Origin of the sequence: Vreelandella lionensis (assembly GCF_002087295.1) — a bacterium.
GTDB lineage: Bacteria > Pseudomonadota > Gammaproteobacteria > Pseudomonadales > Halomonadaceae > Vreelandella > Vreelandella lionensis.
In genome coordinates this window covers 67696-93142 of record NZ_MWVI01000065.1, presented here as the reverse complement: position 1 = coordinate 93142, position 25447 = coordinate 67696, and the positions used below count along the sequence as shown (strand labels likewise).

Below are 25447 nucleotides of genomic sequence, written 5' to 3'. Positions count from 1 at the left end.
CGTGCTCTCCTTCACTGAGTTTTTGTCGTCTTGGCGCGGGTCGAGGGGGCGCTTAGATTGCCAATATTAGGTTTCCAGCAGGCGAACGGCGTCGCCGGTGGAAACGCCTAGCCGCTCGGCCTCGTCGGGGGTGAGCACAATCGTGCTGCTATCTGCCGGGCCGCGGCCGATCCAGCTCGCGGTAAAGTTCAGCATCTGGGTAGATGCCGCCAGCCAGCGGCTAACGCTCTCTTGTGGCGCGTTAGAGGAGACTTCCACCTGATAAAGCTGCGAGTTGCGAATCGCCCGCACGTCATCGATGTAGGCCTCCACCGTGGGGCCACCATCGAAGATGTCGATGTAGCCTTCCCAGCGCAGCCCCTCTTTTTTGAGCATCTCCAGCGCTGGCCGGGTGTGCCGGTGCACCTGCCCGATACAAGCCCGCGCCTCTTCCGACATGAAGGTGGTGTAGATCGGGAACTTGGGCATCAGCTCGCCGATGAAGCTCTTCTGGCCCAGGCCGGTCAAGCGGTCGGCTTCGTTGAAATCCATGGGGAAGAAGTGTTTCCCCAGGCTTTCCCAGAAGGGGCTAACGTTGTTGTCATCGAACACGCCGCGCATCTCGGCCAGCACTTTCTGCGGAAAGCGGTCGCGGAACTGGGCAATGAACAGCCAGCGCGCTTTGGAAAGCAGCGCCCCGTTACGCAGGTGCTTGTTGGCCTCGCCGCGATACTCCGGACGCAGAAACAGCGAACACACTTCGGCATCGCCGGTGTGGTCGGAGCTTAAGAACAGCGTGTCGATGGTGCGATGCAGATCGAGCTGTACCGACGAGTGCGCCAGCGTGCCAAGCCGGTAGTTGTAGAACGGCACTTCACGCCCTACCTGGCCTTCGATGGCGCAGCAGCCTGCTAGCTCGCCGTTGGTTTCATCTTCCAGCACGAAGAAGTAGAGACGGTCATCCACCGGCGTACGCTCTTCGAACGCGCGGGCGGCGGACTCGATCTTACCGGCCAAAAACTCGCGGTTATCCGGCAGCGAGGTAAAGCCAACACCGGCCTGCTGCGCAAGCGCCTGGAGCCCATCCAGATCATTACGGGCAATGGGTCGAATGCGCATTACATCGCTCCTTCATCAAGCGCATCGATGGCGCTGGGCAGGGTTAACGGTGCCGCCAGCACCGCCCGCCCCTCTTCTACACCCAAACGCTCCGCGTGCTGCGGGGAGAGCATCAGCTGCCCCGTGGGCGAGAGCGCATAGCGCGCAACGATGCAGCGGAAATCGCTCAGCGTTTGATTGGCGATCATCGCCGGTTCGGCATCCGGCAGCGCGTGCTCGGGGCGTATCCGAACCGGGTGCCAGGCCGCGCGGCGGAACGTTTCTAAGCGTTCGCGCTCGGCTTTGACGATGGGGCCCGCGTCGAAAATATCCACATGCCGGGAGCGCACGAAGCCTTCAGCCAACATTTCCGCCAGCGCCTCTTCATGGGCCGGGTGCTCGCGGCCAATCGCAGCGCGGGCCTGGGGCGTGAGTAGCGGTAAGTAGAGCGGAAACTGCGGCATCACTTCAGCAATAAAGCTCTTCGAACGCACGCCCGCCATGTGGTTCATCTCTTGGAAGCTGCGGGCAAAGAAGTGGCGGCCCACACTCTCCCAAAAGGGGGATTCATTCTGGCTATTCCAAATAGCCGGGAAAGGCCACCGCCAAAATCCGCGAGAAGCGCTCCGGGTATTGGGCGATGAACATCAGCCGCGCCCGGCGCAGCAGGCTCTCTGCGCTGGTGCCTTTGTAGCGTGGGTTGAGCGACAGCGCACAAAGTAGCGTGGCATCCGAGGCCTCATGAGAAAGCGCCAGCGTTTGCACTTCACGGCGAACGTTAAGCTGCTGAGAGGCGTGAATCAGCGTCCTTGGCGGTAGGTGTAGTAAGCCTCGGCGGCACCCGCCTGGGCACGGATGGTGGCCGTGCCCAGCACGTCGTTGCGGCTATCGTCCGCCAGTACGAACATATAGTGCTCGTTACCGGGAAACTCGATCTCGCTGGCGAATGCTTCCTGGGAGCGCAGGATGCGCTCCTCAAGGCGTTCACGATTGGCAGGCAGGTTGGTAAGCCGTGGCACCGCATGTTCTGCCAGTTGCTCTAAGGCGGAAAGGTCAGCCAGGGTGACCGGTCGGATTACCAACATGTTTAACGCCCCCTCTTGTGTGACTTGCGCTCTACTCATGCGCTGGCAACAAGTCGCTCGATGGCACGTTCAAGGCGCGCCATGCCTTCAGCAATGTCTTCCTCGGGAATCACCAATGACGGCGCCATACGCAGCACGTTGGGGCCAGCAATGAGCGCCATCACGCCCTCTTCAATCGCCAACGGCAAAATATCTTTGGCGCGGCCTTCGAAGGCGTCCGACATCTGGGCCCCCATCAACATGCCCATACCACGGATCTCTTTGAAAACGCCGTGCTTGCGGTTGATGGTTTCCAGGTGCTCGCGGAACAGATCGTGGCGATGTTTGACACCTTGCAGTACCTCCGGCGTATCGATGAACTCGACCGCCGCCAGCGCTACCGCAGAGGCCAATGCGTTACCGCCGTAGGTGGAGCCGTGGGTGCCGATGGCTAGCGATGTGGCGATGGCGTCGGTGGTCAGCATAGCACCAACGGGGAAACCGCCGCCCAGCGATTTGGCGCTGGTGAGAATATCCGGGGTAATGCCGAAGTTTTTATAGGCATACAGCTCGCCGCTGCGTCCAACGCCGGTTTGCACTTCATCGAAAATCAGCAGCGCGTTGTGCTGGTCACACAGGTCGCGCAGGCCCTGCAGGAACTCTTGGGTCGCGGGGACGATGCCGCCCTCACCCTGCATCGGTTCGACCATAATGGCGCAGGTGTCGTCGCCCACGAACTTGCGAACGCTCTCCAGGTCGTTGAAGTCGGCGTGGAGAATACCGCCCGGCACCGGGCCAAAGCCCTGGGAGTACTTGGGCTGGCCGCCTACGCTGACGGTAAAGAAGGTGCGGCCGTGGAACGACTGGTAGAACGAAATGATTTTGTCTTTATGCTCGCCGTAGTGGTCGACCGCCCAGCGGCGTGCCAGCTTCAGCGCAGCTTCGTTGGCTTCACCGCCGGAGGAGCATAAAAAGACCTTATCGGCGAAGGTGCGCTCGGTAAGGGTTTTGGCCAGTTTGAGCGCCGGTTCGTTGGTGAATACGTTGGAGAGATGCCAAAGCTTTTCGCCCTGCTCTTTCAGCGCATTGACCAGCACCGGATGGCAGTGACCCAGGGAGTTCACCGCAATACCGCCAGCGAAATCGATGTACTCGCGGCCATCTTGGGCCCACAAGCGGCTGCCTTCACCACGTACCGGAATAATCTGCTGCGGCGCGTAGTTAGGCGTCATGTAGTGGTCGAAGTCTTGACGGTTCGGGGTGTGGCTCATGGGACAGTACCTCCAGTGGAGTAAGCGATTGAATCAGTATACGGGGGGCGTAGGACGCCCTGCTTTCAGTATTGGGACGGTAAATTATGAATAGAGACGTGTGCATTTACATCTAAGTACTGGCTCGCATCACCTTGAAGAATGTCTAAAGCGCCCCATTGTCACTAGTAGGGCATTCACTAGTGCCTTGTGGAGCGGCACGGACATTTTTGACCCAAGGAGCTGAACCATGAAGATCGATCTACGCGGCAAGCATGCCATTATCACCGGATCTACCGCCGGTATCGGCTATGCCATCGCAGAAGGACTGGCCAACGCGGGCGCAGAAATAGTCGTTACCGGGCGCACGCAGCAGCGGGTGGATGATGCCATCGCTGCCCTAAAAAAGCGCCTTCCAGAGGCCCGCGCGACCGGGGTAGCCGCCGACCTAGGCACTCCAGAAGGGTGTCAGGCTCTGATTGACCAGCAGCCCGAGACCGACATCCTTATCAACAACGTAGGCATCTTTGGCCCGCAAGACTTCTTCGACGTAGACGACGCCACTTGGCAACAATTCTTCGATGTTAACATCATGAGTGCGGTTCGTTTGTCGCGTCATTACGCCAAGGGCATGCGTGAGCGCGATTGGGGCCGCATCCAGTTCGTGTCCAGCGAATCCGGGATCAACATTCCCAGCGAAATGGTTCACTATGGCATGACAAAGTCTGCGCTACTGTCTATTTCACGAGGATTGGCAAAAGTATTGAGTGGCACCCAAGTCACGGTCAACGCTATTCTTCCAGGACCCACGCGCTCAGAGGGCGTGTTGAACATGCTCAGCGACATCGCTCAGAAAGAGGGTATCTCGCAGCAGGAAATAGAAGCGCGTTTCGTCAAAGAGAACCGTCCGTCGTCGATCATTCAGCGCTTGGCGACGCCCGAAGAAGTCGCCCACATGAGCGTCTATGCAGCCTCGCCACAGGCCAGTGCCACTACCGGTGCCGCGCTTCGCGTAGAGGGCGGCATTGTGGATACGCTGACGTAAAGCGTTATCCGAGCCGTTCCTCTCTCGGCGTCATACCGAAATGGTGGCGATAGGCGGTTTCGAAGTGAGCCCCTGAAGAAAACCCAGTGGCAAAGGCAATATCACCGACGGCCCGGTCACTCTCACGCAGCTGTTTGCGTGCCTCCTGCAAACGCAGGTCGAGGTAGTAGCGGCTGGGCACCGCCTGCAAGTACTTCTTGAATAATCGCTCCAGCTGACGCCGGGAGATCCCCAAATGCTCGGCCAGTTCCAACGTCGAGAGCGGCTCTTCAATATTTGCTTCCATGAGAGTCACCGCATCTACCAAGCTCTGGGGCGCGTGGCCCAAACGGTTACGCAGCGGCACATGCTGGCGTTCATCGGCCAAGCGAATACGGTCGCAGACGAACTGTTCGGAGACCTGCTCGGCTAGGCGCGGGCCGTGATGCTTGCCAATTAGCGTGAGCATCATATCCATAGCGGCGGTGCCGCCCGCGCAGGTCAGGCGGTCGCGATCAATTTCAAACAGCTGTTGGGAGAGCGTCACCTGGGGATAGGCTTGGGCAAACGCATCGAAGCGCTGCCAAGGCAAGGTAGCGCGGTAGCCTTCCAGCAAACCACAGCGAGCGAGCACCTCGGTGCCTCCGGCCAAACCGCCGATAGCAACGCCACGGCCATGATGGCTACGCAGCCACTCATTGAGCTTCGCGGGCAATACGTAGGGTAGCGGCGTAGGCGCACACACCAGCAGTAAATCCAGCGGGCCAAGGGGGGCTCCTAACGCATGCTGCGCGATGAGCGAAAGCTGCGCGCCGCTGCGCACGGGCTCTTCATCTAGGCTGAGGGTCACGGTGTGATACAGCATCTGGCCGCTCAGTTGGTTGGCCATTTGCAGCGGCTCAATAGCGCTGGCGTGAGCCAACAGCGAAAACCCCGGCAGCAGCACAAACGCCACCCGCCTGCGGTTGCTAGGGGGTGGCGTTAACGTACTGGAGTGCATGTGGGTTCGCTGTACTGCCTATTGCGCTGCATGAAAACCGCCGCTGGCTAACTGGGTCATTTGTGGTACCAACATCTTACCCAATTGTGCCACTGAAGGCAGCGCCTGCTGTCGCTATCTCAAAAAAGACGTCGCAGGGCTATAGCGAGTGAGTGTTACCTGTTCTCTTCCGCGTCTGAAAGCGTCGTTTGGTTATCAATAATCTGGTAGTCACTCTCGCGGTATTCGTCGGCGGACGCTTCGATCTCTTCGCTACCGTAGTCGGTGTTGACGACCAACTGGTCTCCTTCGCGCTGCATCTCTTTCACGGGGAGCGCTACATCACTAGCGCCGAAGCCCCAGATGCCGCCAATCGAGACAATCGCAAACAGCTCGCCACTCTCTTGATGACGGGCGATGTGCTGGATTTCACCCACTTCATCACCCTGTTGGTTAGCGACGCTCATGCCTTCCAGGTCCCGTGCGCGCTCCGCCATCAGCGAATTGCCCTGGTCGTTCTGCTGAACGTCTTCCTTTACAACTTGCTGATTCTGCTGCTCTGACTGCTGTTCTTGGTCACGCTCTTCGTTACCCCGGTTAACCTCTACCTCAGCATTGTCGGCCTGCTCAATGGTGACCTCTGGCTCGCCGCGCTGCTCAACGGTGACGTTCGGCTCCGCCTCTTCCACCGTGACTTCTGGCTCAGGCTGCTCAATAGTCACTTCAGGTTTGGGCTGCTCAATAGTGACATCGGGCTGGGACTGCTCCACCGTAATATTGGGCGACTCCTGCTGAACCTGAACATCCGCAGGCGCTTGGTCAACAGTGACATCCATTGTCTCGTTGCCATCTTGGTTTTGGCCATTTTGGAGCTGCTGTTCGGCCACTTCGTTCTGTCGCTGTTGCGACATGTCCCGTGTGGTCGATGCGTCAGTCTGATCATCATTTTGGGCAAAAGCGATGCCTGACAATCCGGCACATACTGTACCAATGGCTACTGCGAGTGCTGTCCGTTTCATACCCTTTCTCCTTTTGCTGAAGTGCACTTTTTCCTGAAGTACACTTTGCAAGCTAGTTAACCACAGCGCTTGAACGCAACGTAAAACGGCAAGAAACAGTAACGTTGTACTTAGGTTAACGGACTTTTAGCAGGAGATAGGTGCAAAAGCTTACAAACATTAAAATCATCACTTGGCGTGTCATCGCCCAGAATGCAAAAACAGGGGGGCTTAAACGCATACCTGCCGGACCATAGGCCCGGCAATGTGTACCGCAAAAGCGCAAGATTTAGCCGCCGCTATTGCCTAGCCCCAGCATCACAATGCCAGCGACGATGATGCCCATAATCACGATGATTAACGGCAGCATTTTATGCAGCCCATTAGCAGGCTTTTTCGCTTCTGGTTGCTGCTGAGGCTGCGAGGTCTCGAAATCTTCGGGTAAGCGCTCGCTCAGCATATGCTCTTTCTCTTCTTCCCGGGTCTTGCTCTCTCTGGTATCCATACAGCACCTCATCCTATCCGGTTAGATGATCAACAGCGCGGCGGCAAGCGTTACCCGTCGCGCGTTGCCCTATAGTGTCACGACATCAAACTCGACTTCCGGGTTCACATCGGCGTCGTAATCAACGTCGTTACGCTCGAAGCCAAACAGCTTCAAAAACTCATGCTTGTAACCAGCATAGTCGGTAATGTCGAATAAGTTCTCGGTGGTGACTTCCGGCCAGAGGTCTTGGCAGGCTTTTTGAACGTCGTCGCGCAGTTCCCAGTCGTCCAAACGCAGGCGACCGTGGTCGTCGGTGACCATTTCGCCAGTCTGGCCGGAGTAAAGACGCTCGCCGAACAGGCGGTTCAGCTGGTCAATGGTGCCTTCGTGCAGGCCCTGCTCTTTCATGATGCGGTAGACCATGGCGATATACAGCGGCATCACGGGGATCGCGGCGCTGGCTTGGGTAACGACGGATTTCAGCACGGCCACGTTGGCACCGCCACCGCTCTCTTTGAGCTTGGCATCGATGGCGGACGCTGCGCGGTCCAGGTCCTCTTTGGCTTTACCCAGGGCACCATGCCAGTAGATCGGCCAGGTAATTTCGGTGCCGATGTAGCTAAACGCTACGCTGCGTGCACCTTTGGCAAGCACGCCTGCGTCATCCAGCGCGCTCATCCACAGTTCCCAATCTTCGCCGCCCATCACGGTGATGGTGTCGTCGATCTCTTGCTGGGTGGCCGGTTCCACTTCGGCTTCGATGATGGCGTCTTTATTGGTATCGATCGCCGTGGCGCGGTAGGTCTCACCAATCGGCTTCAAGCTGGAGCGCTTTAGCTCACCGCTGTCAGGCAGTTTGCGCACGGGAGACGCCAGCGAGTAGACCACGAGATCAATCTCGCCCATGTCCTGCTTGATCAGCTCAATGGCTTTTTCCCGCGCTTCGTGGGAGAACGCATCGCCATTAATGGATTTGCTGTACAGACCTTCCTGCTTGGCAAACTTATCGAACGCGGCGCTGTTGTACCAGCCAGCGGTGCCCGGCTTCTTCTCGGTGCCCGGCTTTTCAAAAAACACCCCCAGAGTGTCGGCGCCGTAACCAAAGGCGGCGGTAATACGCGCCGCTAGGCCGTAACCGCTAGAGGCACCGATCACCAGCACTTTCTTCGGGCCTTGGCTTTTATCCAAACCACGGGCGCGGGTCGCTTCGATCTGCTCGAGAACGTTCTGCTCGCAGCCTTTCGGGTGGGTGGTGGTGCAGATAAAGCCACGCACTTTCGGTTTAATGATCACATTCGACCCCTTCATCAGATGAGTATTGCGTTCGGCACGGCAGTGCCGAGTTATCAATGAGGGTATTCTAGCGGTCTCGGCGCGCCCTGTCCGCTCTTGAGCTTATCCGCCATTCGCGGCAGGATAGCGGCCTGCCCACCACTTGCCGACGGGATCTTTAATGAATGCACAGCAGCTAGTCGATGAGCGGGGCGATTTGTGGCTCGCACTCGCCCCTCTCTGGCTTGACCGCGAACCCAGCGAGCGCGACTACGCCCATATGATTGAGGTGATTGAGCAGCACAAGATGTCGCTCAAAGAGCTTGAGTGGATGCTGCGCTTAGAGCTAGCGCCGGTGATGTCACGCCACCAGCTGTCAGTCGCCAGCGAGTGGCGCAAGTTCGATGACTACAAACTGATGAAGCAGCTGGTGAACCACAATCTGAAACTGAAAGGCTGGCGGCGCAAAAGCTGGGCACTCTTTTCGGGATTGACGACCATGATGGTTCGCCATCGCTGGACCGAGCTAATGCAACGCTTGATGGTCGCGCGCGGGGAGGTTTAGCGGCTGGCTGATTCACTCTTTATCCAGTGCGGCTTCAAGGGCTAAGCGCAGCGTTAACCCATGATCCTTGGGGCCAAAGCGGGCGATGACCTTGCCATCTCGGCCTACCAGAAACTTGGTGAAATTCCACTTTACAGCTTTGGTGCCCAAAAACCCCGGCGCCTCCCGCTTGAGCTGTACAAATAGCGGGTGAGCATCGGAGCCGTTGACTTTCACCTTTTCCAGCAGCGGAAAGCTCACCCCGAACTGCTGCTCGCCAAAGGCGCAGAACGCCTCGGCACTCTCGGGCGACTGGCGCCCAAACTGGTTGCAGGGAAAGCCCAACACCATAAAGCCGCGATCCCGATAGCGCTGATAAAGCCCCTCAAGCTCTTTTAACTGAGGAGTGAAGCCGCACTGGCTGGCCACATTCACCACCAGCAGTACCTGCCCGCGCAGTGCGCGCAGGTTAAAAGGCTCACCCTGGTGGGTATAACAATCCTGCTCGTAAATCGTCATCGCCAGGCCTCTAAATGCCTTTACCAGCATGCGCCTTACCTTGCCATGGCAACGGTAGTGACACCAGGGTGGAAATTAAAGGATGGGCCCCGCCACCACACGCAGCGCCAGCGCAATCAACAGTACGCCGGTAATGCGGTTAATCCAGTGGGCGTGGCGCTGCAGCCACGGCAGCACCCGAGAGTGAGAAAGCCCTACGGCCACCAGCACGTACCAGCCACCATCAATAATAATAGCCGTGGCCACGATAATCGCCTTGGCGAGTAGGCTCATCTCGGGGGTGACAAACTGGCTTAATAGCGCCACAAAAAAGATGATCAGCTTAGGGTTGCCCAGTGCCACCAGCACCGCCTCTTTGGCCGCCTGACGCGGTGTGGTGGCCACGGCGCCCGGCGTAAGCGCGCCACCCCGGCCCGCCCGCAACGCTTTTATCCCCAGCCACGCCAGGTAGGCAGCACCAAACCATGTAATCAGCTGAAAAAGCTCGGGAAAGCGTACCATTACAGCGCCCAAGCCCAGCACGGTGAGCAACGCGTAAAACCCTACGCCTAAGGCATGAAAGATCGCGGCGGTCATTCCTGGCACACGGCCACCCCCCAAAGTGTGGCGTAGCACCAATGCTAAGCTTGGCCCAGGCGACATGGCCCCCATCGCACAAATGGCAGCCAGCGAAAGCCAGAGTGTCAGCGGCATTTTCTCCTCCATGGATAGCATCGTTATGAGCTGGCCAGTATACGACAGCGCTTGCCTAAGCTAAGGCCAATTCTTGTGTTGTTGCCTGTAGCATGTCTTTTAACCGTAGGGGAAACCACCCAGGCGCTTAAATAACGCTGTTAGCATGGTACGCTGTTGGGTAAAATTTTCCCCTTTTTGAAAACGATGACGCCTGCCATGCAGGCGGTTCATGGCTAATAAAGGACTTCAATATGGGTAGGGCGTTTCAAAACCGTAAGGAATCCATGGCCAAAACGGCCGCTGCGAAAACCAAGGTTTACAGCAAGTATGGGCGTGAAATTTACGTCTGTGCCAAAGCGGGCGGCACGGACCCCAACGGTAACCTCGCGCTGCGCGGTTTGATGGAGCGTGCCAAGAAAGACCAAGTTCCATCTCACGTTATTGATAAAGCCCTGGATAAAGCCAGCGGCGCAGGCGGCGAAGACTTCTCCCCGGCGCGCTACGAGGGCTTTGGCCCCGGCAACGCCATGGTGATTGTCGACTGCTTGACCGACAACCCCAATCGCACCTTTGGCGATGTACGCGGCTGCTTCACCAAAACCAAGAGCAAGATCGGCACGCCGGGCAGCGTCAGCCACATGTTCGACCACTGCGCAATTTTCTCCTTTAACGGCAGCGATGAAGAAGCCGTACTGGAAGCGCTGATGGAAGCCGACGTGGATGTTACTGACATTGAGCAGGAAGAGGGCCGCATCACGGTGTTTGCCCCGCATACCGACTACGCCAAAGCCAAGCAGGCACTGCTGGATGCCTTCGGCGAAATCGACTTTGAAACGGATGAGATCCAGTTCCTGCCGCAAACCACCACGCCAATTGAAGGCGATGATGTGGCGATGTTTGAAAAATTCCTTGGCATGCTGGAAGAGCTAGACGATGTGCAAAACGTCTTCCACAGCGCGGAGCTGCCGGAAGAGAACGCTTAAACGGCTATTCGCTTAACGCATCCCTCGGTACAAAGATCCACCCTTCGGCCGCTGGCATCTCTGCTGGCGGCCAAGCCACGCTCTCTTTTGCATGCTCCAAGCTCCACGCCAGTAGCGCACAGTGCCAAGCATCGTGAATATCCTGCTGCTTTGGCGTTGGTTGATGGAGCATGGCGTGCAATGTTTCAGGCATGTACACGCGCTGACGCAGCGCCGCAAACCCAGCCGACCGTTTAGCGGGCGACGGATAACCCTCGACCGCACACAGCTCCCCCGCTACCGACTGCCACTGCCCGCAGGCCGTTATATGCGGAGCAAACCGTGCTAGAAAGTGCATGCCTTTGGTGGCTTGGCTGCCAATCATGTCTTTAATCGGCGAAAGCGGCGTGACCCCTCGGGCGAATAGCCAGCGCTCAGTCTCCCGGTATAGATAAGGGTTATCCTGGGAGCGGCCCAATGAATCCACCGCCTCGCCACGGGCAAGTGCCAGAAGCGCCTGAGGAAGCGCTAACGGCGTATCAATCGCCATCGCCACTCGCTCATTGCCACTGGGCACATATTGGCACAGCGCCAGCAGCGGGTTGAGCAAATCACGGCTAGAGGTAGCGTCATTTAGCGTTACGCGCAGGTTTCCCCGCCACGGCGTGCCTATCACATTGAGCGCGTCATCCAGCAGCACCAGCGCATCGCGGCTGGCAGAGTTGTTGTCGCAGTTCCAGCCACCCACGTCCCATCCGATATAGAGTGTGGTTGGTGTTGTCATCAGCTAGCGGCACCTCGTGCATCTAGGGCGGCATCCGGTGGTAGCAGCGCTGGTTGAATGCCAGCAGTGCTTAGCACTGCTTTGCCGCGCACCGTTAAGTCAGTGATAAACAGAAACTGCTGTCGGGGGTCGACGGGATAAGCACGGATACGGTAATGGGTGCCCCAGGGCTTCTCCTCCGCCACCACGATAATCGGCTCGTCAAACTTTAAGTACGCGCTGGTCAGCGCTACATCCCGCAGCGCCTTACGTACCCAACCGGCTTCATGCTCAGGGTGTAGGTAAAAACTCGCCACGCACTGTAGGCTGGTGCCGCCGTTGTTGGCGTTGTAGATGGCGGTGTCCCACAGCTTTAAATGCGGCACGGCCACCAAGTCATCGTCCGGCGTTTGAACTTTCACCGTGCGCATCCCCACGTGCTTTACCTCACCGTAGGTGCCTTCAATCTTCACCCAATCGCCAGGGCGGTATGGCAGCTCGACGGCAGACACCACCCCGGCAATCAAGCTGCTGACATAATCTTTCAGCGCAAAACCTATGGCTAACCCAATGGCCCCCAGCAGCGTCACCATATTGCGCAGCGACGGCTCGATAATGATCGGTACGGCAATGGCGAGCGCGGCAATCAAAATTGATCAGCCTGGTGAGCGGCACCAGGGCAAAGACCCGAAAGCGCACTTGGCCGTGCAGCCGATTCGCCACCCAGTTGAGCCCTCGCTGGCTGACAACAATCAGCAGAATCGTGCTGACCAAGATAATGCCGAGCGTGATCAGCGTTTGGCTATCTATATCGTTAAACAGCTTGGCGTACTGCCCTTGGTCTTCCATCAGTGCTCCTAAAGCGGGTCAACGAGATAGTTACGCGACTCAAGCAACTGCCGCACACTGGCATAGCTAAGCGGAGCCACCTGCCAGCGCCCCTGCTGGCTGCTAAGAATGCCGCGCCGCGCCAGGGCAAAGCGTGCATTTAACGCTTCGTGGTCAGAAAAGGGCAGCACGTGCTTTAAGGCTTGGTCTTCTAGCCCGCCGTGAATCAGCAGGGTATGCAGCAGTAAAGTAGCTAGATCGCCGGTATCTGTGGGTAGTTCGGCTTCAGCCAGCGCGTCCAGTAGCCACAGTTCTTGAGAAGTGTCGCTATCCTCTTTATCGCTACTTTTATCGCTACGTTTATGGCCATTGTTATCACTGCTATCCGAATCTTCTGCTGGCTCACGCAGCCGCTCGCGCCAGTAGTGCCAGGCAATTCCCAGGTGCCCCCGGCAGTGTGCCGTTAGGCGTTGCAGCTCTTTAAAGACCACTTTTTGATCACTGTCGCTGGTGAGAATCGATTTGCCCGGACGTGTACTGTACACCGTCGGGCACTCCCCCGCTGCTTGGGAAAAATAGTGGGCCAACTGTTCACCTTCGAGCCCTTGGAGGGTCAATACCGGCACGCCCTCCAGCCCCACCGCATGCTGTAAGTAGGCGTAGGTCCAGCTGTCGCACCCCATCACGCTCTGCCCCAGGCGCCCACTCAAGGCACGCTCAAGCAACTCACGAACGCCTTGCAAGCCATTGGTATGGCGTAAAAAGTGGTACTCCAAGGCAGGAATTGCCCAGCGCTTTAGCTGGGTAGCGTCTTCTACCCAGGCTAGGCTGCCGTCCACTAGCTCTTTCAGCGTGGGTACGGTGAGGCAAGGAATATCCTGTTGCGCAGCCCATTGGCTCACCACGGTGCTGTGCCCGCCGTAAGGCGGTGAAATAAACAGCACAGCCGGCGCATCTTCGTAGTCGTTCAGCGCCTGTTTCAAGCGTTCGGTGGCGGGCATCCAGTCAATGGGGGGCGCAACATGCGCCAGCTTCACTTCAGGCAGCGCGCGCAGTTCACTCTCCTGCTTCGCTTGGCGCTCGGAAGCTTCCTTGCCTATCATCCAGGTGGTGGCCGCTCGCCAGCTACGCCGCCACTGGCTCGCCTGAGTGCGCTCAGGGGTTTGAAAGGTGTCTAATGCCACCACGTTCCATGGCGATAAAGCCGCGTTCGTTGAGCCTTGCGCCATATCCGCCTCGATTCAGTAAACTAGATTAAGGTTAGCATGCCTTAGGCCATACCCCCGGGGCTAGCCGAACTTATCGTCTAAAATAAAGTCGTTATACCCAAGTAACTCACACTTCAAGCGATGCGCAGGAGGCAACGATGAGCGTGGTTAACGTCACTATGGCAGAACTACACGAGAAGCTTGCAAAGTGCATTGCTGGCGAGCGAGTACTCGTTGACCAGGAAGGCAACCGGTTCAGCGGAAGAATTCAGCATGTCGGGGTGATGGGAGTGAAGGTCATTCCCGAAACCGTGATTAAAAACAGTACCGGCGACCCTGGCGATATGGATGGCGTCACTGTGCCTTACGACGACATCTGGGAGCTTGAGGTAAAAGGCGTGGTATTTAGCCGATTAGGAGAGTAGGGCAACATGGTTGATACGCACTACACGCCCGCCTCCCATGCAGACGTGTAGTACGATTGTTAGCGCTTGATTATCAGAAGGTCAGGCAGATTTTACCAAAGTGCTTGCCAGACTCCTGGTAACGAAATGCCTCTGAGATCTCAGTAAGCGCGAACTCACGATCAATAATCGGTTTCAAGTTAGCCGCTTCAATGGCGTTAATCATCTCTACCTGGTGGCGACGGCTACCGACAATCAGCCCCTGCAGCTTGGCCTGTTTCGCCATGAGCTTGGCGGTGGGAATTTCCCCTTCACGCCCGGTGAGAACACCAATCAGTGAGATATGCCCGCCAATCTTCACCGCGTCAATGGATTGCGGCAGCGTACCCGGGCCGCCGATTTCAACCACGTGATCCACGCCTTCACCATTGGTGAGAGCTTTGACCGCTTTGCCCCACTCCGGCGTTTCGCGGTAGTTAATCGTGTGCTCAGCCCCCAGCTCCCGAAGGCGCGCCAACTTCTCGTTGGAGGAAGTGGTAGCAATGACGCGAGCGCCCATCATCTTGGCAAACTGCAGCGCAAAGATAGACACGCCGCCAGTGCCCAGCACTAGCACGGTATCCCCCGCTTTCAGGCCGCCATCGACGACTAACGCGCGCCAAGCAGTTAAACCGGCGGTTGTCAGCGTGGCGGATTCTGCATGGCTGTAGCCTTGCGGCTGGCGAGTAAACCACTCAGCCGGGCGAATCACCTGCTCGCGGGCATAGCCATCGACGCCATCGCCAGGCGTGGTGGTGAAGTCGCCTACGCGCGCCGGGCCTTCCAGCCAGTAAGGGAAGAAAGTCGAGACGACCGCATCGCCCACGGCAAACTCTTCCACACCTTCGCCAACGGATTCCACCACGCCCGCGCCATCCGACATTGGGATGCGCTTATCGTCGGTGGGAATCATCCCCGCCACGACCGCGTAGTCGTGAAAGTGCAGTGAGCTGGCGTGCAGGCGCACTTTAATCTCGCCGGGGCCTGGCTCCCCTGGGGCTGCCACGTCGACAACATTTAATTTATCTAAACCGCCGGGTTGTTGAAGCTCAATCGCTTGCATCACTACCTCCTGTTAATGCGCCCTTACTAGGCGACCGGTCTAGTCTCAAATGGGGGCGTTGTCATCAGGATCAAGGTCGTTGCCCAAAAAGCCGCCCGACTGGCGCTGCCAAAGGCCTGCATAAATGCCGTTTCGGGCGAGCAACTCCTGGTGGGTGCCGCTTTCCACCATGCGCCCTTCAGCCACCACAATCAAACGGTCCAGCATGGCGATGGTGGAGAGCCGATGGGCGATGGCAATCACGGTTTTGCCCTCCATCAAGGCATCCAACTGCTCTTGAATCGCCGCTTCGACTTCGGAATCCAACGCCGAGGTGGCTTCATCCAACACCAGAATCGGGGCGACTTTGAGCAGCACCCGGGCAATGGCAATACGCTGGCGCTGGCCGCCGGAGAGCTTCACGCCCCGCTCACCCACATGAGCATCCAAACCTCGCCGCCCTTTGGGGTCGACTAGGTCGTTGATGAAGGATCAGCATGGGCGCGGCACGCCGCCTGCCAGACATCCGCATCGCTGGCATTCGGGCTGCCGTAGCGGATGTTGTCCCGCAGCGAGCGGTGCAGCAGCGAGGTGTCTTGGGTCACCATGCCGATCTGATGGCGCAGCGAGGTCTGGGTCACCTCAGCAATGTTTTGTCCGTCGATCAAAATGCGCCCGCCCTGCAAGTCGTAAAAGCGCAGCAGCAGGTTCGCCAGGGTCGATTTCCCCGCCCCAGAGCGTCCAATCAGGCCGATCTTTTCACCGGGCTTGATGGTCAGGTTCAGCCCATCAAACACATTTTTGCTCTCCCCTTTTGCCTGGGCATACTGGAAGCGCAGCGTATCGAAGACGATCTCGCCGTTGGGTACGGTCAGCGCTTTGGCGATGGGCGCGTCTTTCACCGTCGGCTCCTGGGCGATGGTGTTCATGCCATCCTGCACCGTGCCGATGTTTTCAAACAGCCCGGCGACTTCCCATAAAATCCAGTCGGACATAAAGCGGATCCGCATCACCAGGGCAATGGCGATGGCCAGCACGCCCAGGGAGATCGCCTCCATGTACCACGCGGCAATCGCCATGCCTGCCGTGCCAACTAGCAGCAGCGTATTAAGCAGCGTCAAGCAGACGCTCATCACCGTGACCAAACGCATCTGGCGATGCACGGTGACCATAAAGCCCTCCATAGCATCTTTGGCGTAGCGCTCTTCGCGCTGAGTATCGGCAAACAGCTTGATAGTCTGGATATTGCTGTAGCTATCCACCACGCGGCCAGTCATTTGCGCGCGAGCATCCTCCTGGGCCATGGAAACATCCCGCAGGCGCGGTACGAAAAAGCGCATGATGCCCAAATAGCCGATCAGCCAAAGGCCTAGCGGCAGCAGCAGCCATGGATCGGCGCGTCCCAACAGAATGGCCGCCCCGGTAAAATAAACGATGGCGTACACCATCAGATCCATCACTTTCGTGACGGTTTCCCGCACGGCCAGCGCAGTTTGCATCACTTTTTGCGATACCCGCCCGGCAAACTCATCTTGATAGAACGCCAGACTCTGGCTGAGCATATGGCGATGAGAGAGCCAGCGGCCAATCATCGGGTATTTACCAAAAATGCTCTGGTGGGTGACCAGCGACTGCAGCAGCACCAGTAGCGGCAGGCCCACCACCACTAACAAACCAAGGCCCGCCAACCACAGCCCGTGGTTGGCCCAAAAATCGGCGCGCCCGACGCCGCCCAGCCAATCCACCAAATCTCCCATGTAGCTAAAGAACACCACCTCTGCGGCAGATACCACTGCCGTAATCAGCGACATCACTAGCAGCCACGGCCACACCGGGCGCGAAAAGTGCCAAATGAAGGACAGCAACCCTTTGGGCGGTGTGGTGACCTCACCCTCTGGGTAGGGGTTAACGCGCTCCTCAAAAAAACGGAACAGCGGCGAGAGCAGACGTGACAGCATGAAGAGTCCTTACATGACGCGATAAAAGGGAGTACGGCTTAGGAACGTTAGCGTAATGATCGCGACGTCAGGCGTCAGGATGATGACGCATTAGCCAGCGGGCCCAGAAGGGAGCGACAATCATCAGGGTGACCATCCGCAATAAGTGGTGAAAAGCCACAAACACTGGGTCAATGTTGAGCGCGACGGCGAGAATCGCCATTTCACCAATGCCACCAGGGGCCAGCGCCAAGAGCGCCACATCGCGTCCGGCGCCAACGGTTTGGTGGATAAGCTCGGCAAACAGCGCCAGCACCACCAGCGCTAGCAGCGTTGCCACGCCCGATTGCCACAGATAGCGCCCCAACAACCGCCGTGTCATGCCTTGAAAACGCGAGCCAATGGCACTGCCCAGCACCCAGAGCATCAGGTTCATACCCCAGCTTGGCAAGGCGAGGCTAGCAATATCCAGCCCGGAGAGTAGCGCGGTGGCTAACAAGGGAGCGAGCAGCGCGGGGCTAGGCAGGCGCAGCCATTTGCCCAGCGGCAGCAACAGCGGAATAGCAAGCAGCAGCCAGCCATCGGTGAGTGCTGACTCTGCCGGGCCCAGCGTGCCTTCTCCCCCTTCGAATGCCCAGAAAAGCGGCGGTAGAAAGAGGATCACCAGCACGATACGCAGCGACTGGGCAATGGCAATGCGCTGCGGGGTGCCGCCGCATCGTTCACCCAGGAGGATCATCGCGGTCATGGCGCGCGGCGAGGCGCCAAACCAGGCGCTGACAGGGTCGAAGCCGCAGCGGCGGTACCAGGCAGACGCCACGGCGGTTGACGCCGCGACCCCCGCCAACAGCAGCATGGCCGAAACGGGCCAGTCGAGCACCCGGTGGGCCAGCTCAGGCGTGACTTGGCTGCCGAGCACCATGCCCATCACCGCGAGAAACACGCTGCGCAGCGATTCAGGCACTTCAACCTTCACGCCTTTGGCAGACACCAGCAGGTTCGCCACCAAGGGGCCAAGCATCCAGGCCAGCGGCAGCCCCGAAATGTGAAACAGCACACCGCCTGCTGCACCAACACTGAGCGATAAGACAAGCGCCTTGGCTCTCCCTGCACTGAAACGGCTGCCCTTCACACTCCCCTCCGGTGATCTTTCGGCTATGCGATATGGCAGAGTCGTTTCATCCAACTACTTACTCTGCTAAGCGTTGCCTCAGTTTATCACTATTGGGGTTAATCCTCGTCGTCGTCATCACGCATTCGCGCCTGACGCTCAGCTTCTTCCTCTTTGGCGTCGTCGATGACTTCCATCAGCGCATCCACGTTGGCAATGTGGCTATCAAACTCGAAGTGGCCGGTGAGTTTGCTATCGGGGTGCAGCTCGCCTGCTTCATAAAGCGCCCACATCTCCTTGCCGTAGTGAGTAGTGAGCAGCTCGGGAGCAAAGCGACCAAAATAAGCGCGCATGTTATCGACATCGCGCTCCAGCATGGCGGCGGCGCTGTTATTACCGGCCGCGTCTACCGCTTGGGGCAAGTCGATAATGACCGGGCCATCGGCATCAACAAGCACGTTGAACTCAGATAGGTCACCATGAATCAGACCCGCGCAGAGCATTTTCACCACGTCTTGAATCACTTTGGCGTGATAGCGGAAGACTTGCTCTTCGGTCAGGGTAACATCGTCTAAGCGCGGTGCTACATCGCCTTCGGCGTCGGTGATCATCTCCATCAGCAGCACGCCATCCACAAAGCCATAGGGCTTTGGCACACGAACATCAGCTGCGGCTAAGCGGTACAACGCATCCACCTCGGCGGTGAGCCACGCCTGCTCCTGCTCTTTCTGGCCGTAGCGGGTTTTCTTGGCCATGGCCCTCGCTCGGCGGCTGTTACGCTCTTTACGCCCTTCCTGGTATTGCACCGCTTGCTTGAAACTGCGCTGCTTGGCTTCCTTGAATACTTTGGCACAGCGTGTGTCTCCGCCGCAGCGTACCACATACACCTGCGCTTCCTTGCCGCTCATCAACTGCATCAGCACCTCATCGATCAGGCCGTCATCGACCAAGGGCTGTAATCGTTTGGGTGTTTTCATAGCTTGCTGCGAAGGCTCCTATCTCATGCCAGACATCTACATGGCGAATGCGCGAGTCGCGAATACGCTGACGACCAAGTGATACACATCAGCATTGTTTTGAATACGTCGTTAATACCGAATGCGGCGCACTCGAAAAGCGCGCCCTTTTAGCTTATCCCGCTCAAGCTTTGCTTGGGCTTTTTGCACCGCTTCTCGCTCTACAGCCACGTAAGCACTGCGCGCAAGAACTTTGATTTTGCCCACCTGATCACCGCGTAGACCGCCCTCACTGGTTAAAGCCCCCAGAATATCGCCGGGGCGAAGCTTGTCCTTTTTGCCACCGGCTAGTTGCAGGGTCGCCATAGGTGGCTCAAACGGGGCACTGTTGGTCGCTTTTGGCAGCGGCTCGGTGTTCAGTGTTTCACCCAAAAGATCCGCTAACCGTTCTAAACGGTAGCTCTCTTGGGGAGTCACCAGCGTGCAGGCAATACCGCTGGCACCCGCACGTCCGGTACGCCCAACGCGGTGTACGTGTACCTCTAGCTCGCGGGCTATTTGGTAGTTAAACACAGCGTCTAGCTGAGCGATATCCAGGCCACGGGCGGCAACATCGGTGGCCACCAAAATGGGCGCGCTTTGGTTGGCGAACAGCACCAATAGCCGGTCACGATCTTTTTGCTCAAGATCACCGTGGATGGCCACCGCGCTGAAGCCCGCGTCGACCAAGCTATCGGCCACGGCTTGGGTTTCTCGCTTGGTGTTGCAAAACACCACGCTGGTGGTGGGCCGTGTCGCGAGCAACAGCTGCTTTAGCGCAGCAAAGCGGGCGTCGTCGTTGGCCACATCGTAGAAGTGCTGCTCAATGGTCGTCGCGTCGTGGGTCTCTTCGACTTTAACGCTGACCGGGTCGCGCATTACGCCACGCGTCATGATCGCCAACCCACCTGAGGCTTCCTCATCAGGAAAGGTGGCGCTGAACAGCAGGGTTTGTCGGTCGGCAGGCGTGTCAGAAATAATATCGTCAATGGTGGCCTGAAAGCCCATATCCAGCATGCGGTCAGCTTCATCCAACACCAGCGTGGTGAGTGACCCAAGGGTGAGCGAGCCTTTGCGCAGATGTTCATCCACCCGGCCCGGCGTGCCCACCACGATGTGCGCGCCATGTTCCAACGATGCGAGCTGCGGGCCAAACGGGGCGCCGCCGCAGAGTGTGAGCACTTTCACGTTGGGCATCCCGCGGGCGAGACGGCGCAGCTCTTCCGCCACTTGATCCGCCAGTTCTCGGGTGGGACACAGCACTAGCGCCTGTACGCTAAACGCCTCAACGCGTAATTGGGAGAGTAGCGCCAAACCAAAGGCCGCGGTTTTGCCCGATCCCGTTTTGGCCTGGGCCATGACATCGCGGCCCGCCAACATAGGCGGCAGGCTCTGCGCCTGTACCGGCGTCATTTCGTGATAGCCAAGGGAGTCTAGGGTGCTCAGCAGCGCAGGAGAGAGCGCAAGGGATGCAAACGAGGTATCAGACACAAAAAATTCCTGAAGGGGGCGTGTTGCCCAGCAAACCGATAATGTGGAGCACCATACCAGAAAGTGCCACCCCCTGCTTTGCCATGCGCTGACTCTGATTTGTATCGCCTACGCAGAGAGCGCTGCAAATTGCCCCTGACTGAGTGCGGCTAAATCCTCCGGCGATAGTTCGATTTCCAACCCACGCCGCCCGGCACTCACGTAAAGCGTCGACCACTGCTGTGCAGAGACATCAATGAAGGTCGGTAAGCGCTTTTTCTGGCCCAATGGGCTAACGCCGCCCAGCACGTAGCCCGTCGTGCGCTCCACAATCTCTGGGCTAGCCATCGTGGCCTTTTTAGCACCTGCCGCTTTGGCAATGCGTTTTAACCCTAACTGACAATTCACCGGCACAATGCCGACCGCCAATTGCTTGCCATCTAGGCTCACCACCAGTGTTTTAAACACCTGCTCAGCGGCTACACCCAGCTTTTCAGCCGCCTCTAGCCCGTAGGATGAGGCATCAGCATCGTGATGATACTCGTGAAGTTGAAAGGCAATACCTGCGTGCCTTGCGCTATTAATCGCTGGTGTCATGGAGCTCTCTTATGTTAAACGCGCTCGTCAGTCTGGAAACAACACTACCCACTGCTAGGCTTAATAGCGTGAGCACCTAAGGGAAGTCAACTGACAGGAGTCGTTAAATGAAAGCCACCTCTAAAGCACAGCAGAAAGCCGCCGGGGCTGCTCTCTCGGCTAAGCGCGGTGAGACCAAGCCAAGCGAGCTGTATGACGCCTCGAAAGAGATGTATGACTCGATGAGTGAAGAGGAGTTGGAAGAGATGGCGGGTACCCAGCGTAAGGGCAAACCGCATAAGAAAGAGGACGACTGACCAATGCTGCGCCAGCGGGTTGCGCTGGCGCAGCTTGCGTGAGCCTATGTCAGCCAATTATTGGCAAGGCACCACGCGGCGCAGGGTATCTTGCGCCCACAGCGTTTGGCCATCTGGCGTGCGGCCATGTTCGTTCCAGCGCTCGGTAGTTTCCAGGCAGAACGAACCGGCGTTTTCGGTACGCGGGTCAGCGCTGACAGGGCGCTCTCCGCCGATACGCATAATGTCGGGGTTTTCAGTGGTATAGCTTGGGGCAATGGTAGAACTTGCGCAGCCAGCCACCAAAGCGGTGACCAGCAGCACGGGCAAACAGCGGCGCAATGGCATGTTTTTGCAACCCTCAAAAGTGCAGTGTTAAGCCGACACCAATTGTCGGTAGCGCTAAATATCACCACACCTTCGATAGCGTCAACATTTTTTCAATGCCAGTGTCACGTGACCAGCGTAATACTCGTCACCGGGCGGAGATTGCGCAGCTTACAGTGCTGTTCTACGCTCTCGACAATCTCTTCGGCGTCATCCATCTGCTGCTTATCCAGCTGAACATCGACCATTAAAAAACTGCCCACCTGCGCTAGGCGCACATCGTCATCGGCAATATCAAAATCCGCGACTTCCTGGACCACCTCCTGGCGGACGCTACCTACCGGTTCGCCAAACATCAGCTCACGCAGCGCCCCTTTTACCATGCGAATCGGCATGGGCAGGAAGTAACCGGCAATAATCAGGACCATCACCGGGTCGGCAAAACGCGCCAAGTGCGCCCATGGCGAGAGCGTGAGCCCCCAAGTGAGGGCAAAGCCCAGCATCACGGCGGCACTGAGCCAGGTATCCATCTGCCACTGGCGGAGCTCCGCCGCCAGTAGTGAAGATTGCGCGACCTTGGCGTACTGGTTTAACCACCACCAAGTCAGCAAACACCCCGTCACGTTGACCACGCCAAACATCAGCGCCAAGTCCAGCGTGACCAAACGTCCACCCTGAGCCAGGCTCCAGAGCGCTGAGACCAGCGAAAACAGACACACTAGCGCAATCACCACGCCTTTGAGCAGCACGGCTAGCGGTTCTACCGTTAGCCGCCCAAAGGGGTAGTGATCATCCGCGGGTTTGCGGGCCTGTTGAAGTGCAAACAGCGACAGCGATGCCAGCACTAAACTTAATAGCGAATAGCCACTATCGAAGAGTATCGTAATTGAGCCACTGGCAAGGCCTAAGGCAAGCCCGGTAAAGGCAAATAGGCTGGCAGAAATGGCGGAAAATCTAAGCGCTCGGCGCTCGGCGACAAAGGGGGTCACGCGGGTTGCTCCAATAAGAGGATAGTAAACGCAGGCCATCATAGTGAGTACACTAGCGCTTCACCAATCGCTCAGCGCCAACTATATTGGCGCTCAAAGGGTTTTCATAAGGTGGTTCTCATGCGCGCAGAACAGGTGCAGGCGTTTATTGATGTCACAGAACACGGCTCGTTTGCCGCTGCTGCCCGGCATACCGGAATAAAGCGTAGTACGCTCAGTGCCTCCGTCAATGCGCTGGAAGATAGCCTGGGTGTGGCGCTGTTTGAGCGCTCGGGTAACAGCTTGCAGCTAACGGCGGTGGGGGAAAGCGTACTACCCGACTGCTACCGCCTACTGACCAGCGCCAGCCGCATTAATAAACATTGCCAGCAGCACTTGCAGGGCGTTGAGAGCCAGCTCTGCATCGCTCGGGACGATGCCCTGCCCGAGGCGTTTTGGCGCCAGGTCATGCACGACTTGAAGCAGCGTTACCCGCTGACCGCCATTTCGGTGTACCTGCTGCCGCCTCAGGAGCACGCCCAGTTTGTGCTGCGTCAAACGGTGGATATTGCCTTTGGGCTCTACACCGCTGAAGGGGCCGCGGTGAACGCCAGCAACCTAGCACCGGTGAGCATGAGCCTAGTGGCAGCCCCGGACCATCCGCTTAGCCGCCTGCCCAATGTCACTAAGGATGATCTGGCCCAATACACTCAGGTATGCCTGACCTTCGATCAGGGCGACAAACTCGTGAGCGAGGCTCTGTTCTCGACCAACTACTTGGGCCTGACCATGTTTGAAGTGATTCGCGATGCGGTAATTAACGGGACCGGCTGGGCGCTACTGCCTTACCCGCTGGTTAAAGACGCCTTAACCAATCACACGCTGTGTGCGCTCAACCACGACCTGCTGCTGGAAAGCCACTACTACCGCTATGTCGAAGGTGAAAGCCTGGGCGTGGTCGCCACTGCATTACTCACAAACGTCACACGCTTTTTAAGGGACGACTCGCTAATAGGACTTACCCCCCATAGCAACGTTGAAATTAAGGAGTGGCGAAAATCCCAAATGCATTCCACGCTGTTAGAAATTGCTGAACTAAAAAACGGAATATAAGGAGAACTAAGGACACGCTAGAGAACCGACACAGGCAAGTGTCATCTAAGCGTAAAGTGCGTCTGCCAGTGTCGATGTTGCCGTCAACCAAGGAGTAGTTTCCGCGATGGTACGACTCGATAAGAAAGCGACTAGGCTGTATGTCCTAGACACGAATGTCCTGATCCACGACCCCACTGCGCTCTATCATTTTGATGAGCATGATGTGGTTATCCCTATGACCGTGCTTGAAGAGCTGGACAAGCACAAAAACGGCATCCGCGAAATCGCCCGTACGGCAAGGCAAATCAGCCGCACCCTTTCCGACCTGACCAATCAGGTTACCTTCGATGAAATCCAGAAAGGCATCCCCATTCCCCGCATCAGCGGAGAATCCGGCCGCTTGCACTTTTTGTGCTACAACGACTTAAAGCCTTTCGACTCGCTAGACGATAGTCCCGACAACCGAATCCTGGCAGAAACCTGCCGCCTGCGTGACGAACGCCCGGATGCCTCGGTCATTCTGATCACGAAAGACATTAACCTCAGGGTAAAAGCCGCCGCACTAAAAGTGCCGGTGGAAGACTACCTAAACGACCGCGCTTTCTCCGATAGCGACGCGATGATTGAAGGCGCCCAGGTGTACGCCTCGGCCGGGCAGGATGGCGCCTCGCTATGGGAAGCGCTCAACGTAGAGGTGACCGTCGAACGCGTCGGCCACCATACCTTCTACAAACCAGCGGAAATATGCCCCGCCACTGGCATGTCGGCATGCTGGTTTCTGATAGCGAAAACGGTGCTGAATTTGAGGCTATTGTGCGCGAGCTTTCGCCCTCCTCTGCCCGGCTTCAGCTGCTCACCAACTACCGTCACCATGCTGGTGTGTGGGGCGTCCACGCTCACGATAGCCGCCAGAACTTTACCCTCAACCTGTTGATGGACCCCGAGATTGACCGTGTCACCATTGCCGGTAACGCGGGCACCGGCAAAACGTTTATGACCCTGGCGGCGGCCTTCCAGCAAACCCTGGATGCCAAGCGCTTTGAGCGTATCGTCTTCACCCGCGCGCCCATCCCTATGGGGGAGGATATTGGTTTCTTACCAGGTACCGAAGAGGAGAAGATGTCTCCGTGGATGGGGGCATTCCACGACAACATGGATAACCTGCTGCGTAACGAAGAAGGAGAATCAAGCTGGGATAACGGTGCCACGCGGCAATTGATTGGCTCACGTGTGCAAATACGCTCACCGAGTTTTATGCGCGGGCGCACGCTAAACGACACTTTTTTGATTATCGACGAGGCGCAAAACTTCACCCCTAAACAGCTAAAATCGCTGGTCACCCGTGCCGGGCGCAATACCAAGATTGTCTGCTTGGGCAAGTAGGGCAGATCGACACACCCTACCTCACCGCCAACACCTGCGGCATGGCCGCCGTAGTAGAACGGTTTCGAGATTGGCCCCATGCTGGGCATATCACCTTGAAAAGCGTTGAACGCTCACGTTTGGCGCTGGCCGCCGAGGAACTGCTTTAACAGTA

23 protein-coding genes and 4 pseudogenes are annotated in these 25447 nt (G+C 57.6%); 7 read left to right on the top strand and 20 right to left on the bottom strand.

The features are described from left to right. Positions 1–66: 66 nt before the first annotated feature. The 3 genes and pseudogenes from astA to B4967_RS09155 all read right to left on the bottom strand — a co-directional run bounded on the left by astA (position 67) and on the right by B4967_RS09155 (position 3412). Positions 67–1098: an arginine N-succinyltransferase gene (gene astA, locus B4967_RS09165; protein ID WP_083024839.1), complete on the bottom strand. Its 1032-nt coding sequence runs from the start codon at positions 1096–1098 to the stop codon at positions 67–69. Beyond that, positions 1098–2162, bottom strand: a pseudogene (locus tag B4967_RS09160) (arginine N-succinyltransferase). Before B4967_RS09160 ends, astA begins: the two are co-directional and overlap by 1 nt. Before the next feature lie 35 nt (positions 2163–2197). Then, the gene (locus tag B4967_RS09155; protein WP_083024838.1) at positions 2198–3412 is read right to left on the bottom strand and encodes an aspartate aminotransferase family protein; all 1215 of its coding nucleotides are present in this window, start codon (positions 3410–3412) and stop codon (positions 2198–2200) included. Between the two features lie 229 nt (positions 3413–3641). On the opposite strand from B4967_RS09155, the gene B4967_RS09150 reads away from it, so the two are divergent. Further along, complete coding sequence (locus B4967_RS09150; RefSeq protein ID WP_083024836.1) at positions 3642–4436, top strand: SDR family NAD(P)-dependent oxidoreductase; 795 nt, start codon at positions 3642–3644, stop codon at positions 4434–4436. Positions 4437–4440: 4 nt separating this feature from the next. Here B4967_RS09150 and B4967_RS09145 read toward each other — a convergent pair whose 3' ends face one another. The 4 genes from B4967_RS09145 to fabV all read right to left on the bottom strand — a co-directional run bounded on the left by B4967_RS09145 (position 4441) and on the right by fabV (position 8172). Continuing rightward, positions 4441–5415: a GlxA family transcriptional regulator gene (locus B4967_RS09145; RefSeq protein ID WP_192859206.1), complete on the bottom strand. Its 975-nt coding sequence runs from the start codon at positions 5413–5415 to the stop codon at positions 4441–4443. A 155-nt stretch (positions 5416–5570) separates the two neighbouring features. Beyond that, the gene (locus B4967_RS09140) at positions 5571–6413 is read right to left on the bottom strand and encodes a PRC-barrel domain-containing protein (protein WP_083024835.1); all 843 of its coding nucleotides are present in this window, start codon (positions 6411–6413) and stop codon (positions 5571–5573) included. 268 nt (positions 6414–6681) lie between these two features. Next, on the bottom strand, positions 6682–6897 hold the full coding sequence (locus B4967_RS09135) for a hypothetical protein (RefSeq protein ID WP_083024833.1): 216 nt from the start codon (positions 6895–6897) through the stop codon (positions 6682–6684). Between the two features lie 69 nt (positions 6898–6966). Continuing rightward, positions 6967–8172, bottom strand: coding sequence for an enoyl-ACP reductase FabV (gene fabV / locus B4967_RS09130; protein WP_083024832.1), 1206 nt, complete (start codon positions 8170–8172; stop codon positions 6967–6969). Positions 8173–8332: 160 nt separating this feature from the next. Between fabV and B4967_RS09125 the strand changes: the two genes are divergently transcribed. Then, a complete protein-coding gene (locus B4967_RS09125) occupies positions 8333–8716 on the top strand; it encodes a DUF7079 family protein (protein WP_044629259.1) in 384 nt (127 codons plus the stop codon). Between the two features lie 12 nt (positions 8717–8728). Here the strand turns inward: B4967_RS09125 and B4967_RS09120 are convergent, their stop codons facing one another. Beyond that, positions 8729–9214 (bottom strand): glutathione peroxidase, encoded by a 486-nt coding sequence (locus tag B4967_RS09120; RefSeq protein WP_083024926.1) that lies wholly within the window; start codon positions 9212–9214, stop codon positions 8729–8731. A 75-nt stretch (positions 9215–9289) separates the two neighbouring features. After that, positions 9290–9907, bottom strand: coding sequence for a LysE family translocator (locus tag B4967_RS09115; RefSeq protein ID WP_139794458.1), 618 nt, complete (start codon positions 9905–9907; stop codon positions 9290–9292). Positions 9908–10140: 233 nt separating this feature from the next. On the opposite strand from B4967_RS09115, the gene B4967_RS09110 reads away from it, so the two are divergent. Next, positions 10141–10872, top strand: a complete 732-nt coding sequence (locus B4967_RS09110; RefSeq protein ID WP_083024829.1) for a YebC/PmpR family DNA-binding transcriptional regulator — start codon at positions 10141–10143, stop codon at positions 10870–10872. A 4-nt stretch (positions 10873–10876) separates the two neighbouring features. Here B4967_RS09110 and B4967_RS09105 read toward each other — a convergent pair whose 3' ends face one another. The 3 genes and pseudogenes from B4967_RS09105 to B4967_RS09095 form a co-directional block, all read right to left on the bottom strand. After that, the gene (locus tag B4967_RS09105; RefSeq protein WP_083024827.1) at positions 10877–11635 is read right to left on the bottom strand and encodes a DUF429 domain-containing protein; all 759 of its coding nucleotides are present in this window, start codon (positions 11633–11635) and stop codon (positions 10877–10879) included. Then, positions 11635–12463 (bottom strand): annotated as a pseudogene (locus B4967_RS09100) (mechanosensitive ion channel family protein). The gene B4967_RS09105 and the pseudogene B4967_RS09100 overlap by 1 nt, the downstream one beginning before the upstream one ends. A gap of 8 nt (positions 12464–12471) precedes the next feature. Continuing rightward, entirely contained in the window at positions 12472–13671 is a 1200-nt protein-coding gene (locus tag B4967_RS09095; RefSeq protein ID WP_083024825.1) for a hypothetical protein, read from the bottom strand. A gap of 137 nt (positions 13672–13808) precedes the next feature. Between B4967_RS09095 and B4967_RS09090 the strand changes: the two genes are divergently transcribed. After that, on the top strand, positions 13809–14075 hold the full coding sequence (locus B4967_RS09090) for a hypothetical protein (protein WP_083024823.1): 267 nt from the start codon (positions 13809–13811) through the stop codon (positions 14073–14075). A 73-nt stretch (positions 14076–14148) separates the two neighbouring features. Here the strand turns inward: B4967_RS09090 and B4967_RS09085 are convergent, their stop codons facing one another. The 6 genes and pseudogenes from B4967_RS09085 to ybaK form a co-directional block, all read right to left on the bottom strand. Then, positions 14149–15156, bottom strand: a complete 1008-nt coding sequence (locus tag B4967_RS09085; RefSeq protein ID WP_083024822.1) for a zinc-dependent alcohol dehydrogenase family protein — start codon at positions 15154–15156, stop codon at positions 14149–14151. Between the two features lie 45 nt (positions 15157–15201). Further along, positions 15202–17093: pseudogene (locus B4967_RS09080) on the bottom strand (ABC transporter ATP-binding protein). A 67-nt stretch (positions 17094–17160) separates the two neighbouring features. Continuing rightward, positions 17161–18204 (bottom strand): AbrB family transcriptional regulator, encoded by a 1044-nt coding sequence (locus B4967_RS09075; RefSeq protein ID WP_083024820.1) that lies wholly within the window; start codon positions 18202–18204, stop codon positions 17161–17163. Between the two features lie 98 nt (positions 18205–18302). After that, positions 18303–19160, bottom strand: a complete 858-nt coding sequence (locus B4967_RS09070) for a PA4780 family RIO1-like protein kinase (protein WP_083024818.1) — start codon at positions 19158–19160, stop codon at positions 18303–18305. A gap of 111 nt (positions 19161–19271) precedes the next feature. Continuing rightward, positions 19272–20669, bottom strand: a complete 1398-nt coding sequence (gene dbpA / locus B4967_RS09065) for an ATP-dependent RNA helicase DbpA (protein ID WP_083024816.1) — start codon at positions 20667–20669, stop codon at positions 19272–19274. Positions 20670–20777: 108 nt separating this feature from the next. Continuing rightward, on the bottom strand, positions 20778–21245 hold the full coding sequence (gene ybaK / locus B4967_RS09060) for a Cys-tRNA(Pro) deacylase (protein ID WP_083024814.1): 468 nt from the start codon (positions 21243–21245) through the stop codon (positions 20778–20780). Positions 21246–21352: 107 nt separating this feature from the next. Here ybaK and B4967_RS09055 point away from each other — a divergent pair, with 107 nt between their 5' ends. Beyond that, a complete protein-coding gene (locus B4967_RS09055; protein WP_083024812.1) occupies positions 21353–21541 on the top strand; it encodes a DUF3008 family protein in 189 nt (62 codons plus the stop codon). Between the two features lie 57 nt (positions 21542–21598). On the opposite strand, the gene B4967_RS09050 is transcribed toward B4967_RS09055, so the two are convergent. Both B4967_RS09050 and B4967_RS09045 read right to left on the bottom strand, forming a co-directional pair. Then, the gene (locus tag B4967_RS09050; RefSeq protein ID WP_083024811.1) at positions 21599–21868 is read right to left on the bottom strand and encodes a hypothetical protein; all 270 of its coding nucleotides are present in this window, start codon (positions 21866–21868) and stop codon (positions 21599–21601) included. A gap of 104 nt (positions 21869–21972) precedes the next feature. Then, entirely contained in the window at positions 21973–22836 is an 864-nt protein-coding gene (locus B4967_RS09045; protein ID WP_083024809.1) for a cation diffusion facilitator family transporter, read from the bottom strand. 120 nt (positions 22837–22956) lie between these two features. Here B4967_RS09045 and B4967_RS09040 point away from each other — a divergent pair, with 120 nt between their 5' ends. After that, a complete protein-coding gene (locus B4967_RS09040) occupies positions 22957–23928 on the top strand; it encodes a LysR family transcriptional regulator (RefSeq protein ID WP_243470443.1) in 972 nt (323 codons plus the stop codon). A gap of 106 nt (positions 23929–24034) precedes the next feature. Further along, positions 24035–25442: pseudogene (locus B4967_RS20835) on the top strand (PhoH family protein). Positions 25443–25447: the final 5 nt, after the last annotated feature.

Coding starts and splice junctions, on each gene's coding strand:
- astA (WP_083024839.1), bottom strand. CDS start 1,098: ATGCGCATTCGACCCATTGCCCGTAATGATCTGGATGGGCTCCAGGCG.
- B4967_RS09155 (WP_083024838.1), bottom strand. CDS start 3,412: ATGAGCCACACCCCGAACCGTCAAGACTTCGACCACTACATGACGCCT.
- B4967_RS09150 (WP_083024836.1), top strand. CDS start 3,642: ATGAAGATCGATCTACGCGGCAAGCATGCCATTATCACCGGATCTACC.
- B4967_RS09145 (WP_192859206.1), bottom strand. CDS start 5,415: ATGCACTCCAGTACGTTAACGCCACCCCCTAGCAACCGCAGGCGGGTG.
- B4967_RS09140 (WP_083024835.1), bottom strand. CDS start 6,413: ATGAAACGGACAGCACTCGCAGTAGCCATTGGTACAGTATGTGCCGGA.
- B4967_RS09135 (WP_083024833.1), bottom strand. CDS start 6,897: ATGGATACCAGAGAGAGCAAGACCCGGGAAGAAGAGAAAGAGCATATG.
- B4967_RS09125 (WP_044629259.1), top strand. CDS start 8,333: ATGAATGCACAGCAGCTAGTCGATGAGCGGGGCGATTTGTGGCTCGCA.
- B4967_RS09120 (WP_083024926.1), bottom strand. CDS start 9,214: ATGACGATTTACGAGCAGGATTGTTATACCCACCAGGGTGAGCCTTTT.
- B4967_RS09115 (WP_139794458.1), bottom strand. CDS start 9,907: ATGCCGCTGACACTCTGGCTTTCGCTGGCTGCCATTTGTGCGATGGGG.
- B4967_RS09110 (WP_083024829.1), top strand. CDS start 10,141: ATGGGTAGGGCGTTTCAAAACCGTAAGGAATCCATGGCCAAAACGGCC.
- B4967_RS09105 (WP_083024827.1), bottom strand. CDS start 11,635: ATGACAACACCAACCACACTCTATATCGGATGGGACGTGGGTGGCTGG.
- B4967_RS09095 (WP_083024825.1), bottom strand. CDS start 13,671: ATGGCGCAAGGCTCAACGAACGCGGCTTTATCGCCATGGAACGTGGTG.
- B4967_RS09090 (WP_083024823.1), top strand. CDS start 13,809: ATGAGCGTGGTTAACGTCACTATGGCAGAACTACACGAGAAGCTTGCA.
- B4967_RS09085 (WP_083024822.1), bottom strand. CDS start 15,156: ATGCAAGCGATTGAGCTTCAACAACCCGGCGGTTTAGATAAATTAAAT.
- B4967_RS09070 (WP_083024818.1), bottom strand. CDS start 19,160: ATGAAAACACCCAAACGATTACAGCCCTTGGTCGATGACGGCCTGATC.
- ybaK (WP_083024814.1), bottom strand. CDS start 21,245: ATGACACCAGCGATTAATAGCGCAAGGCACGCAGGTATTGCCTTTCAA.
- B4967_RS09055 (WP_083024812.1), top strand. CDS start 21,353: ATGAAAGCCACCTCTAAAGCACAGCAGAAAGCCGCCGGGGCTGCTCTC.
- B4967_RS09050 (WP_083024811.1), bottom strand. CDS start 21,868: ATGCCATTGCGCCGCTGTTTGCCCGTGCTGCTGGTCACCGCTTTGGTG.
- B4967_RS09040 (WP_243470443.1), top strand. CDS start 22,957: ATGCGCGCAGAACAGGTGCAGGCGTTTATTGATGTCACAGAACACGGC.